This is a genomic window from Fodinicola acaciae (assembly GCF_010993745.1).
GTDB classification, from domain to species: Bacteria; Actinomycetota; Actinomycetes; order Mycobacteriales; family HKI-0501; genus Fodinicola; species Fodinicola acaciae.
Genome location: NZ_WOTN01000004.1, coordinates 97,127 through 108,827 on the forward strand (window position 1 = coordinate 97,127; position 11,701 = coordinate 108,827).

At 61.5% G+C, this 11,701-nt stretch carries 14 protein-coding genes; 3 read left to right on the plus strand and 11 right to left on the minus strand.

Annotation, left to right across the window (positions count from 1 at the left end; translation table 11 throughout):
- Positions 1 to 29 precede the first annotated feature (29 nt).
- From GNX95_RS35710 to GNX95_RS35755, 10 genes are all read right to left on the minus strand, one after another.
- Positions 30 to 749, minus strand: coding sequence for an ImmA/IrrE family metallo-endopeptidase (locus GNX95_RS35710; protein ID WP_163512224.1), 720 nt, complete (start codon positions 747 to 749; stop codon positions 30 to 32).
- A 2-nt stretch (positions 750 to 751) separates the two neighbouring features.
- Complete coding sequence (locus GNX95_RS35715) at positions 752 to 2,512, minus strand: toll/interleukin-1 receptor domain-containing protein (RefSeq protein ID WP_163512225.1); 1,761 nt, start codon at positions 2,510 to 2,512, stop codon at positions 752 to 754.
- A gap of 132 nt (positions 2,513 to 2,644) precedes the next feature.
- Positions 2,645 to 3,394 carry a replication-relaxation family protein gene (locus tag GNX95_RS35720; RefSeq protein WP_281356996.1) on the minus strand — a complete coding sequence of 250 codons (750 nt, stop codon included), beginning with the start codon at positions 3,392 to 3,394 and terminating at the stop codon, positions 2,645 to 2,647.
- Between the two features lie 43 nt (positions 3,395 to 3,437).
- A complete protein-coding gene (locus tag GNX95_RS35725) occupies positions 3,438 to 3,620 on the minus strand; it encodes a hypothetical protein (RefSeq protein ID WP_163512227.1) in 183 nt (60 codons plus the stop codon).
- A 281-nt stretch (positions 3,621 to 3,901) separates the two neighbouring features.
- A complete protein-coding gene (locus GNX95_RS35730; protein ID WP_163512228.1) occupies positions 3,902 to 4,171 on the minus strand; it encodes a hypothetical protein in 270 nt (89 codons plus the stop codon).
- Between the two features lie 3 nt (positions 4,172 to 4,174).
- Positions 4,175 to 6,337, minus strand: a complete 2,163-nt coding sequence (locus tag GNX95_RS35735) for a type IV secretory system conjugative DNA transfer family protein (RefSeq protein WP_163512229.1) — start codon at positions 6,335 to 6,337, stop codon at positions 4,175 to 4,177.
- A gap of 64 nt (positions 6,338 to 6,401) precedes the next feature.
- Positions 6,402 to 6,557 (minus strand): hypothetical protein, encoded by a 156-nt coding sequence (locus GNX95_RS35740; RefSeq protein ID WP_163512230.1) that lies wholly within the window; start codon positions 6,555 to 6,557, stop codon positions 6,402 to 6,404.
- A complete protein-coding gene (locus GNX95_RS35745; RefSeq protein ID WP_163512231.1) occupies positions 6,554 to 6,766 on the minus strand; it encodes a hypothetical protein in 213 nt (70 codons plus the stop codon). The genes GNX95_RS35740 and GNX95_RS35745 overlap by 4 nt, the downstream gene beginning before the upstream one ends.
- A complete protein-coding gene (locus GNX95_RS35750; RefSeq protein WP_163512232.1) occupies positions 6,763 to 6,972 on the minus strand; it encodes a hypothetical protein in 210 nt (69 codons plus the stop codon). Before GNX95_RS35750 ends, GNX95_RS35745 begins: the two co-directional genes overlap by 4 nt.
- A gap of 112 nt (positions 6,973 to 7,084) precedes the next feature.
- Positions 7,085 to 7,417, minus strand: a complete 333-nt coding sequence (locus tag GNX95_RS35755) for a hypothetical protein (RefSeq protein ID WP_163512233.1) — start codon at positions 7,415 to 7,417, stop codon at positions 7,085 to 7,087.
- 113 nt (positions 7,418 to 7,530) lie between these two features.
- Between GNX95_RS35755 and GNX95_RS35760 the strand changes: the two genes are divergently transcribed.
- The gene (locus GNX95_RS35760) at positions 7,531 to 8,235 is read left to right on the plus strand and encodes a hypothetical protein (RefSeq protein WP_222854205.1); all 705 of its coding nucleotides are present in this window, start codon (positions 7,531 to 7,533) and stop codon (positions 8,233 to 8,235) included.
- 19 nt (positions 8,236 to 8,254) lie between these two features.
- Here GNX95_RS35760 and GNX95_RS35765 read toward each other — a convergent pair whose 3' ends face one another.
- Positions 8,255 to 9,769: a hypothetical protein gene (locus GNX95_RS35765; RefSeq protein ID WP_163512234.1), complete on the minus strand. Its 1,515-nt coding sequence runs from the start codon at positions 9,767 to 9,769 to the stop codon at positions 8,255 to 8,257.
- Positions 9,770 to 9,998: 229 nt separating this feature from the next.
- Here GNX95_RS35765 and GNX95_RS35770 point away from each other — a divergent pair, with 229 nt between their 5' ends.
- Both GNX95_RS35770 and GNX95_RS35775 read left to right on the plus strand, forming a co-directional pair.
- Positions 9,999 to 10,352, plus strand: a complete 354-nt coding sequence (locus GNX95_RS35770) for a hypothetical protein (RefSeq protein WP_163512235.1) — start codon at positions 9,999 to 10,001, stop codon at positions 10,350 to 10,352.
- Positions 10,353 to 10,729: 377 nt separating this feature from the next.
- Positions 10,730 to 11,698, plus strand: a complete 969-nt coding sequence (locus GNX95_RS35775) for a hypothetical protein (protein WP_163512236.1) — start codon at positions 10,730 to 10,732, stop codon at positions 11,696 to 11,698.
- Positions 11,699 to 11,701: the final 3 nt, after the last annotated feature.

Here is an 11,701-nt window from a genome sequence, read left to right on the forward strand (position 1 = left end):
TCTGGGCATCAAAAGCAAGCGAGTCTACGCTAGTCTGTGCGACGCCGGATGACGTATACATACTTTCTACCTAAGTAACCCACTTCGAGGGTCCACGCCTCCGAGACAGGGACTTCCTGGAAACGAGCACCACCACGATGCACTATTCCTGAGAGGTGCGCCTGAGTATCGATAGATTTTGGCATCGAGCTATACTCTTTGACGATCGTGCCATCTTTAGATGCAAATCCAGCAGTACATGGAAAGCACTCCGTTACTCGCAAGCATGTTGACGTGAGGGACGCCCCTGACCTTGCTGATAGAGCAAGGAGCTTACGCACCAATGGACCACCGTCACCCTGCTCCTCAACATGAGCCCTCGGCATAAGGAGTTCGGCAGCGAAAAGGTTGCATAACTTCTCCGTGGGTTGATTCTGCTGGTCCAGTCGCGGTGCTATCCGATAGAGCGCAGCGTGTCCAAGCTCATGTGCCATCGTGAAATTCTGCCGAGCCTTGTCGACATGGCCGCCGAGGAAGATGACGGACTGCCCTTCGATGAGCCGCAGCTCTCCATCAAAGGGTAAGTCTGGATCGGATCTAATCTCGACATCCAATACCGTGGCCGCTCGCTTAATTGCTGCTTCACCAAGGCAGTCGGAGCGGTTTGAGGTACCCACCGCGAAATCCACCCAGGTTTCCAGGAGTCGCTCCTGCCGCGCATCACCGAATTTTTCCCGGAGAAGGTCAGTTGCTCGCGTCTCCGGCAACATGACTATCCTCTGCTCCGAACCGTTGTCCGCGGAAGTTTTCGCAGAATTGGCTTCCAGTTGACCTTATTGACCCGCCGTCCAATAGTGACTCCTACCCGCGCGGCTTCTTGAGCGTTCAACATGTAGATGGCGTCAAGACGGCGCTTCGGGTTTGGCTCCTGGCGGGCCAGTTCATCGAGCTGTTCGCGACTAATCGGCACCTGAGTGATGCGTGTAGGATGCGCGAGCACCTGCTGCCATTTGCAGTCCGCAGCGAGATGCTCCTGTCCCAACCGGGTATAGATCTCTTCAGCTTCGACAAGCTGGTCGAGTGCTTGCACAAGACCAGTCTTCGGATGTGACTTGTGGATGATGCTGGCGCTGACACACAGTGCGCGAGCGAGAATTTCAGACCGAGGCGCGTCCGATTGGCCGCGCAGGCGTTTTACAACGTGGCTCACCAACTTTGCCGCCTCGCTCACACGCCGTTTTTCGTGCGCGACTTCGGCTTTAAGCAGGACCAGATCCATATACGCCTTCGAGCCCGCTGGGGGAATGAGCTTCTCAGCTTCATCGGCGCATCTAGCTGCATTCTCTAGATTATCGCCTCTGTCGCGAAGTCGGGCATTGACGAGCCAGGCCCGACCTTCAAGACTCAGACAGTCGCCAGCTTCTTCCGAGTCTTCACCGTCCAGCGCGAGGAACAAGCGCCGCGCCGTGTCAAGTTGCGACAAGCTACTTTCAAGGCATACAGATGCCGCAGCGTTATCGTTGACAAGGTCTTCAGCCATAATCCGTTGAAGCCTTCCGGCGCATTTTCTACCAAACGCCTCTGTACGACGGTCGCCGAGGTCTGTCGCCAAGTTCACGCCGTGCCGGATGGACTCCAGTCCGGCCTCAAGCTCATGAGCCCGCTGGAGGTACCAGGCTTCGCCACAAATCAGAACCCTTGCTTCATGCTCCAACTCGGACCGAAGCCTAGGCTCAGATCGCCGAGCGATCCTTAGGCACGCATCAGAGATCCGCTTCATAAGGACCAAGTCACCAGCCGCTTTGGCGATCTTCTCAGCGTCCGGAAACCCTTCGGCACATGTGGCCACCTCGACGCCGTCACCGGACTCAAGCAGGTTGAGCCAGACATTGACCGCTTCAAGTTGTCCCTCTCCGCGACGCTCCTGGAGCTCAGAGAGGATGCGCCGAACGTCAACGGACGATGCTTCCGGACGGCGGCCGTCCGGCTCGACGCCCTCGACGACCGGTCTATGTAGGGGTGCAGTTTCACCATTCATTTCTCCCCCAGTATTATCCAACGCCCGGATTCGTGTCAATAATTCCGTTATGCCTGCGGCGTCGTCAAAAGACACATACGTGACGAGAAGCCGACGCAGCGGCCCCGGCAATTCGTGGATCTGATCGGCTAGAACGACAGGAATGACCGGGCAGTTTTCGGTCAGTGTGTGATCGTGAAGCCGTAGGCTAATCGCTCGACTCTCATACAAGACACCTTTCCTGCTTTGCCTCTCGTCACCCACCCCGAAGCGGCTCGCGTAGTCCGGCGAAATGGCACAAACAACGATATCTTGGCGCGCCCGGTTTTCCATCCATTCCTGGATGGAGGACGGGTTTACGGTCACCAAGGCACGATCCCAGTGCACCGTGAGTCCCGCATCCTGAAGCTGGCCAACAAGCCACTGCGCCAGGTCGCGCCCTAGCTGATCATGAGCGTAGCTAACAAATACGTCCACGGCTTCGATATCCCCTAACGCTGAAGCCTTCGACGGCATTTCGAATGATGGGATGTCATACGAAAATGACGCCTAGGATCAGAGATATTCTATCTAGGCGCCCGAACCGAGCCCGCACGGGGAGGTGTCACTGGGAACGCTGCGGCACTGCCACGCGGACCACGATCGGCGTCATCGGTTTAGTAAGACACTCGCCGCCTCCTGAATTCGGCAGACCTCGAAAAGATCTCGCGCTTCTCTCGGCCCGAACGACGTGATGGCCTCGATCGCCCGTGTTCGCCGTTCGTCCGGCACAACGAAGACCACTCGCGGAAAGTAGGCGTCCGTCCAGACTCCGTACGCACGCCAATAGCGCTGACACTTCTCCCTGATCGTCCTGGAGTGCTCGGTGCCACGATCAACTTCCAGCCAGAAGGCGAACTTCAAGCCTCGCTGTCGGTCGCCGATCTCCACATACGCGTCCGGCGTCAATGTCACGTCGCCGACGACACGGTGGCATCCCGGCTCCGGCCGGAACTCGATCAGCTCGACACCGATGATCGGCAGCTCTGTCCGCAGCCGCACGAAACAGTCGGCGATCGCCAGGGTGTGCAGGCTAACTGCGCGCGGCGCCCAGTACGCACCTGACTTGCCGAGCATTGTCCAGCCACGGCGGCCGAGCTGGTAGACGTACTGGGCCGAGCCGCCGCCGTCACCACCGACTAACCGCCCGAGCCGTACGAGGTAGCCGCGCTCCACCAGCCGCTTCAACGCCCGCTCCCGCGGTGTCGCTGATGCCAGTCCGTCGAAGAGCGCACTGCCGATCTGTCGGGCACTCATCTGTCGGAAGCGCCCGACAAGCCGCACCACCTCGACATCCCTGGAGGAGACCGGCAACTCGCCCTCATGCCGCTCGCTCCTTCGGCTGTTTTCACTGCTCATGGGCCGTCACTCCTGTGGAGCGATCGACACGGCGACGCACACATCAGAGTTGCTGGTTTGCTAGCAGCATCTGCAACTGGTCGTACCACTCGTCGGCGTGCTGAGCTGCCAGCTCCACGTATTCCTTGGCGCCCCCGCCGTAGCGATCGTTGACTGCGGCAATCGCCTCCAACTGGCCGGCCGTCAACTGGTCGTACCCGGTGACCAAGCCGTCGAAGCGATCCAACCGCTGTAGCAGCAGTTCACACGAGCGGCGGAGATACGCCGTCTCCCCGACAACGTCTCGCGTTGATCGGTACATCGTCTTTTCACTCCCCACCAAGGTTTGGCTTCGGTTCGGTCCACAACTGCAGAGGCCCTGGCTCGATCAACAGGCACAGAAAGCCCTGGACATCGTCTGAACACAAGAAACCGTCGACCGAACCGCCAACATGGACACAAGCCGGGCTCACGGTTGAACTGCTCACGAGTGCCACATCCCAGACGATCTACGTGGCGACGCACGGATCAGAGATTCGGATGTGTCAGCACCATCTGCATCAGGCCGAACCATTCGTCGGTGTACTTAGTGGCCAACTCCAGGTGTTCCTTGGCACCGCTGCCGTAGCGGTCGTCGGCGGCAGCGATCGCCTCCAATTGCCCAGCCGTCAAATGCTCGTCGTATTCGGAAACCATGTCCTCAAAGCGATCAAGCTGCTGCAGCAGCAGTTCACACGAGCGACGGAGACAAGGCAGACATGCCGTCTCCCCAAGAACATCTGGTCTCGATTGGTCCATCGTTCAGTTCCACTCCTGTCCACCGATCTTCGGCTTCGGTCTGGATCCGCCACCATGTGGGCGGCGTCGCGCTGCAATGTCGGCTTCGACCTGCGCCGAGGGGCGCCCGTACATACGAGCCGACCGCACGCGCACGTCCCCAGCGCGACTGGTCGTCGCGGCCGGCGGCAATGTCTTGCCAGTGACCGGTTGACCGACCGCCGCGCCGGTCGCCAACCGGCAGATGACCTCGTACTGGCCCAGCTGCATCAGGTCGTCCTGACTGACCCAGCGGCCAAATTCGCGAGAGAAACTCAGGGCATCGTCGGCAGAGAGTTGGAAGACCACCTTGCTACGCGCGTTGGCCATCACCGCAGCTCGGAGGTCGTGCGGCAACGGTGCCAGCAGCTGATGAGCCAAGATCAGCCCGAGGTTCAGGCTGCGCGCCCTGGCCAGCATGTCGCCCGGCTCGATCGGCAGGCGCAGAAAGTCCTGGAATTCGTCCAAGTGCAGGAAGACCGGCCTGCGCAAGCCGCCGGCTTGGACGTGCGCCCAGATTGAGTTGATCAGCAGCGTGCCGACCAGACTGGCCGTCGCCTGGCCAACGCCGGCGAGGTTGACCAGCAGGATCTTCCCAGTCCGCAGTACCTCCGCCATGTCGAAGCTCGACGTGCCCTGGCCGATGATGTTCCGGATCTCCGGCCGCGCATTCAGCTGCCAGATCCGATCCAGCACCGGCTGGACAGCGGCGTACTGCCCTGGCTTCTTGTCGAAGCGCTGCCAGAAATGCTGGATCTCTGGCTCATGCACCTCGGCCAACAGCCCAGAACGCCAGGCCTCTTCGTCGGCGCTCATCGGCTGCAGCAGTGGCGCCAGGTCGACGAACGCCGAATCCGGCCGCACGGTCAATGTTCGCAACCCGTGGTAGAGCACTTCGCGTACCCAGACACCGCGCTGATCTCCATATAGGCGCTCGAACAGTGCGCAGATCCGCTCAATTGCCGCTCGCGATTGGCCGTCCCGCAGGATGTTGAAGCCGACCGGCCGCCCCGTGTCGGTTACGTCCAGGACGATGACCTCGTCCATCCGATCCTTCGGTACCAGCTGCAAGGCCTGCCGGAAGAGATCGCCCTTGCTCTCGATCAGGACGACGCCGTGACCGGCGGCCATATCTTGTGCGAGCAGGTTGGCCAGCAGGGTTGTCTTGCCGACGCCGGTCGGCCCGATCACCTGAAGATGCTTCAACGAATCCTCTGCGCTGATCGCCAACGGCCGCTCAGCGCCGGGAAAGTTCGACGTGGCCAGCACCCGCCCCGTCCGCGGCACTGCCTCGGTGGCGGGCATGTGCTTGGTCTGCGCTGGTGGCAGTCCGGCGATGTACGGCTGCCCGACCGGCCAGCCGAGTAGAGCCAACACCTCGCTGGCCGAGAGTTCCATTGGGAAGATCAACGGCGTTTTGGCGTCGACCACCCGCTGACGAACGACGCCGGCCGGGAGCCAGCGCCGGCGCAACTGCGTGTTGGCGTTACCGAATCCGTCCAGCGTCTGTCCGACGCGACGAACCAGCTGCGCGGCCTGCACTGGCTGATCGGCACCGGCTGCCAACCGCAGCACCGCCAAGAAATTCGGCTCCGCGAGCTTGGCCTGCCGGTCAGCCAGCTCCTCCCGGTTAGGGCGACCCAGCCGCTCTAGGTAGTTCAGGGCCGGGTGCAACGTCAGGACCGGCTTGTCCGACTCAGCCGGCGGATTTTCGGGCGCGGCCGGGCAGAGGACCAGTTGCAGCAGGACGGCCTCGCCAACGGCCAGCGTCTGGACCGCGGCCAACAGCGAGGCCACCATCGTCTCGACGTTGGCGGTGCGCAAACGCCGCTGCGGACGGGTCATCGCGACTTCGGCGACGGCCTGCCAGACCGGTCGAGTCAAGGTTCGGGCCGGCATCACCCGGATACCCGGCATCAACGTCCGCAACTGGCGGACGGCCAGTTCGGACTCCGACGCCGGCAGCTGCAACCAATATTCGATGCCGGCGCTGTTCGCCAGCAGCTCGAATGTCACGCTGCGGGTCTTGAGGACACCGAACCGCCAGCCACGGCCCAAGCCGGCGACGGCCGCCAACCAGGCGGTGACCTGGTTCGCCCGCAGATCAGCCGGAAATACCAGTCGAAAGACACGCCGCTCGCCGCTCATGGGTTCGCCTCAGCTGCGACGGAGCACCGGCGTCCAATGTGAACACCGGTGCTCTTCCTACCGGTCACCACCGCCATCGGCGGATGATGAAGCCAAAAATCCAGACCGTCAACAGGCCGACCAGCACGTACGGCAGCATCGGCTCGATCGTCCACCAGACGACGTTGACGACGACGGCTGTCAAGAGGACGAGCAACAAGCCGGATCGGATCCGCCTCACGATGACCACCACTCTTCAGCAGTCCGCTCGATCTCAGCCTTAGCCTTGGCGTGCTCACGATCGAGTTCAGCTACCGCGGCTTGTTCGCGACGAACAGCCGCCCGTACTTCTCGTCGCAGTCGTACGGCAGGATGCCGCAGGACGAAGACGACCGTCGCGACCGACAGGAGCACCGCCAGGACCATGCCGATGGCCAGCCAACCGATCACGACGGCTGGCCCGGATCATCCAGCCGACGCCGTGCGTGCCGAGCAGTCTGGATATAACCCTGCTGGATCCGCCGCAGCGCCTCGGCTTTGCGATCGTCGCCGCCAGCAATCAGGTGGCGCCGGTCTTCCAGATCGCCGTAGTCCTGAAGCACGCGCTGCACGAACGCCGCGTCCGCTTGGACTCCAACTTGATCGACTTCCGGCACCGTTCTGATGGCCGTCTTTCGCAACCGCTGTCCACAGGCCGAGCAGTAGCTAACCTGCTGCTGTGGTCGGCGCCGGCGCCATCCGCTAAACCACTTCATCGCGATCCCTGGCCTAGAACGCGAAGGGGTCGACTTGGCGACGCTGGACCTTCTCTACGACCGTGCCGTAACGCATGACGATGTTGAAGAGCGCCATGAACTTGGCTTCGTTACCACCGGCACGCTGCACGGCGTGGTCGAAGAGATCGGCGGTGTTGTCCATGCCGCGCTCGGCAATGCTGCGGCCGATCTCCAGCTCAATGGCCGCGATAGCCGCCTGGCTCCATTTCTCGCGGATCTGCGCCACCATGGCGCGGCCCTGTGAACTCAGGGCCAACCCGCCAAACGTTCGCATGATCGGCTGCATCTCAGCCCGAGCGGCGAACCGCTCCATGTCTCCGTTCACGCCATCTCCCCACCTCGGCATAGCCAGCTCCCAAACGGAGCTTGCTGATCGGGAAAGGTAGCGAGCGGTTGTCGCAGGCTTGTCGCATCAAGCCGCCGGGTACGGTCACGGGCATGACGCCGTCGAAGGCCGTTTTCTACGTCATGCCGCCGACGCGACCAGTGTCATTGGACCTGCCACCGCAGCTGGCCAGTTGGGATAGACACGATGCACCAGCTCAGCATCGCCTCACGGCCTTCGTTGACCACGTATACGCGCTGATCGGCGACCAGCTATGCCGGCTGCCAGACCCGCTCGGACTACAACTCGAAGTCGGCTTGCCCGTCGGGCAGGCGTTGCTGGACCAGCGAGACCTCGACAACTACCTCTTCCCGCTGGCCAGCCGGCTTCGCCGGCGCAGCGGTCGGACATTCGCCATGGTCAGCGGTACCAAGCGGCACGCCAGCCGTTCCTCGGTGCAGGTGGCGACGGCGTCAGTCGCCTTCGCAGCCGAACCGCTCTACAGCCTGCGGACAAGCGCCTCCCATACCTCGGAGCGCTACAAGCAGCAGATTTACGACCAGCTCCGCGGAACATCGCCATTGCCCGCCGGCGCCGTCGAGTTGGACCTCAGCTTCACCGTCGGATCCGGCCGGACGTGGCTGAACTTATGGAAGCCGACGATCGACGCGCTCGGGCCGCTGCTCGGCCAGGACGACCCGAAGCGCCACTGGCATCCGCGTGACGGCCGGATTACCCGGCTCGGCCTGCACAGCCAGGTCGATGCCGCACTCGGCTACGACGTTCTGATCGCTGTCCGAGCCGCTCCAGTTGCGTAGCACCCGGCGCAGGCGCGACCTAACTCTGAGCACTCGTACGAACAATTGTCGGCACGTTGTGCCACCACTGAGCCGCCGCACGAACGCTGGCTGGCCCAGCCTGGCTGAGCTGATCGAGTATCGACGTGTCCGAGATGCCGAGGCCGTGCGTGAGGCCGCCGAGAATCTCCGCAGAGGCCTCGTCACCACACGTTCGCCAGCGACTAACGTGGACGGAAGCGACCTCCTGCCAGGCAGTATTCGATGCTGTCTCGTCGAGATGGCCCAGAGCGCGCGCCGCAGCAACACGTCCACCGATAGGCAGGTCAGGCCGATCGACCAACAGCTGGAAGACACTGACGTGCCGCACCGCCGCCACCATTCGCATGGCGTTAATGAGCGAAAGCAGCAGCGCCGTATTCTCAACATCTTTAAATCGAGCCAACTCAGCGGCCAGCCCATCGGCCAACCGCTCGCGGTACGGACTGACACGGAACATCAGCACCAAGAGCATGCGGACATCGAAGACAGGACTGAACAACAACTCACGCAGAAGCACCGGCAGATCGTCGTCAAGGAGATCCCGGCCGTCAGTGGTGATCGGATGCATACCGGTCACCAGCCGGCTGACGATCACCTCCTCGACTGTCTCAGCGGCCAGGCGCCCATCGCCAGTGCCGGCCGACGGCGGCGAGCATCGCAGGCTTGAGAGGATCTGAGCAGCTAGTCGTCCATTTGGATCGCAGGTCGGCATACTCCTCTGCAGCTCGCGCAGCAATGGAACAAGGCGCCGGAGCTCAGGCCCGCCAAAGTGGCTCAGCTGGCTCTTGCGTGGACAAGCCAGCAAAGCCGCATAGAAGGCCCGATCATTTGTCGGATTAGTCAGCTGCCGGAGCACTTCTAGGCTGGCGTCTGGATGCGGGCTGGCATCGAGTACCGATATCACGTCGATAAATACCTGGTTGGTTGGGTCGGCGCCAAGCGCACCGCAGGCGGCGATCGCCGGTTGTTGACCACGAGGATGGGACAGCAGCCGGCTGTAGGCTTCGAAGCGCTGCACCCAGGCGCGATCAGTCGCGACGATCATCTCCGACAGCAGACGTTCGGCCATCCGATCCCAGCCATCCGTCCGGAAAGTGGCGTACGACGGATTTTGAGCGAGGTTGGCTGTCAACTCATCCCACTCGTGGCCAGTGATGACCGCGTTTTCGTCGATCTTGTCCAGCAGCGTCGTCAGCCGTCTTTCGCCGACTTCATCTATGGCCGCTGGCGTCCGCTCCAGCAACGGTGCACTCTTGATGGTCGGACTCAAGTACCGGTTGATCATGTCGACGACCGCTACCAGCGAATTCGGGCTGAGATTCAGCAGTTCCTCGTAGCGCCGGATCATGCAATGCCGAATCTGGAGCAGGCCACCTTCCCATTTGGAGATGGTGGCATCGCTGATCTCGTCCGGACAACATCCTCCCTTGAAGGCAGCAGCGAACCGGGTTGCGGTTGGAAAAGGATTACCTGCAGCGCCGACGCGGTTTACGTACAGCAGCCAGGCCGTCAAAGCGCGGCGCGCGTTCTGATCGACGACACGTCCAGGAAGACGACCACTCCGTGGCGGGCGCCCGCCACCAGAACGACGAGGTCTCGTAGCTGACACGTCACCACCTCGCCGCAATTCTTGCGAGCGGCCGACGGAGAGGCAAGAACTACGCCGCACCGACACCGCGGCACGTACGGTCCGCTCAGCAGCGCGCCAGGTTTCACAAGGGCATCACTTGCAGAGGAGTCTGATGAAGAAGCACTTGATGGCGGTCGTACTGGCTCTGGCGACGGCGGTGGGGCTGGTCTTGACGGTCGCTCCGCCAGCCCAAGCGGCAACAACCGGCTGGGTGTATGTCGTCTACGGCGACTGGAACTGCGCGAAAGGTGGCACAGTCACCGGGATCCAAGCCTTCAACGGCGGACTCTGGTCGACTAACTGGGACTGGGGCGACAACATCATCTACCCGCGGGTGTACTTCAACCAGCAAAATACGCTCAATGCCAATCTCTACTGCTCAACGGGGTGGTTCAGCGGGTACTACATCTACTCCTTGAACCGCAGATTCACACCTACGGCGAATAACCAGACGTTCTGGGTCTAGCTGGGCAGTCGCGGTGTATCTTGACGCCTCGCGCATGCTGTTGAGCGCGAGGCATCAAGAGTTTTCTAGTTTTCCAATATTGGGCATGGACGCGGAGTCTTTGCGTCGTCGATACAGGCCCGAAGGCTGTTTATAAGCCGCGAATCGAGAACAAGGTCCTTGCGAATCCGCTCATCGGCCGTCCGCAGATCACTGACCTGGAGATACCAGGCGATGTTGGTGACGATAAGGGCGGCGATCGTAATGATTACTAACACGAATAGATTGCTGCTATTTAGTTGTTTACTCATACGTCCATAATATATCGGTTACCCGCGCGCGCCAAGCCCGGATGGCTTCGCGCGAGACATACACTGACACGAATTGGAAGCCAATCTATGGCGCTCAAGGATTTACGGCAACGCTACCGGGAGGCTGCCGGCAAATATTTGGAAGATCTATTGCTACAGCCGGGACCAGCTCGCGATCAGTGGGTTCGTTGGGCTCGACGCCGGCACGTCCAAATCCAGCCCGGTGTCGTCTCACAGGAAGCCGTCCGCCTGGCACTTGTCGACCATCTGGATCAGACAGGCCAACTTAGCTTTGAGCAGCGACAGGCCATCCGCGGTGATGTCCGCATCTTGAAGGATTTGGTCAGCCGGGCTTTTCGGGGAGCTCAGCTGGAGGAAGATACGCTCAAGCTATTCCGAGAAACGTTCGGTCTGAGTTCGGATCAGATCGAGCGAGTTCGCCTAGTACGAGACGGCACTGAGGATTCGCCTATCGTGATCGGCACGATCGAGCGACCGCCATCGGTGGAGACACCGAGGCACCAGACGCTGATGCTTATGGAGGAGCACTACCTTGGCCCCGATGGCATTCCTGTCGGCCACGTCACGCACCAGACCATCCGCGCACTCGTCGACGGCCTGGACCACTTGCCTTACAGCTTTGACACCGATCAGGTCGAGGTCAAGGCGCTACAAGGCGGCACGGAGCGGGCCATGTACCGGACCGAGGTGACAGGCGAGCCGCTGTGGACAGTGCCGATTTATTTCTCGCGGCCCTTGCGCCGCGGCGAACGGAGGCGTCTGAAGTATCGGACCCGCTTCCGCTATGACAGCCCGCCGCCGCCTGACTTCCGACGTGGCGTCACCGGCCGACTGGAAGGCCTTGATATCCACGTCCACTTTCACCAGCGGCACTTGCCGAGGCAGGTCTGGTGGACACAATGGGAACACTGGGACCAAGACAGCGCGATCATCAGTGAGGAGCCGGTCTTGCTCGAAGACGGCGCCGTTCACCGCAATCTTCGCTACGTCGAGCGCGCGGCCATCGGCTTTCGTTGGGAATGGATCGACATATGAGCA

Bases quoted from the DNA above. Each gene is read 5' to 3' on its own strand.
- GNX95_RS35710 (WP_163512224.1), bottom strand. From the start codon at position 749: ATGTTGCCGGAGACGCGAGCAACTGACCTTCTCCGGGAAAAATTCGGT.
- GNX95_RS35715 (WP_163512225.1), bottom strand. From the start codon at position 2,512: ATGCCGTCGAAGGCTTCAGCGTTAGGGGATATCGAAGCCGTGGACGTA.
- GNX95_RS35720 (WP_281356996.1), bottom strand. From the start codon at position 3,394: ATGAGCAGTGAAAACAGCCGAAGGAGCGAGCGGCATGAGGGCGAGTTG.
- GNX95_RS35730 (WP_163512228.1), bottom strand. From the start codon at position 4,171: ATGGACCAATCGAGACCAGATGTTCTTGGGGAGACGGCATGTCTGCCT.
- GNX95_RS35735 (WP_163512229.1), bottom strand. From the start codon at position 6,337: ATGAGCGGCGAGCGGCGTGTCTTTCGACTGGTATTTCCGGCTGATCTG.
- GNX95_RS35760 (WP_222854205.1), top strand. From the start codon at position 7,531: ATGACGCCGTCGAAGGCCGTTTTCTACGTCATGCCGCCGACGCGACCA.
- GNX95_RS35770 (WP_163512235.1), top strand. From the start codon at position 9,999: ATGAAGAAGCACTTGATGGCGGTCGTACTGGCTCTGGCGACGGCGGTG.
- GNX95_RS35775 (WP_163512236.1), top strand. From the start codon at position 10,730: ATGGCGCTCAAGGATTTACGGCAACGCTACCGGGAGGCTGCCGGCAAA.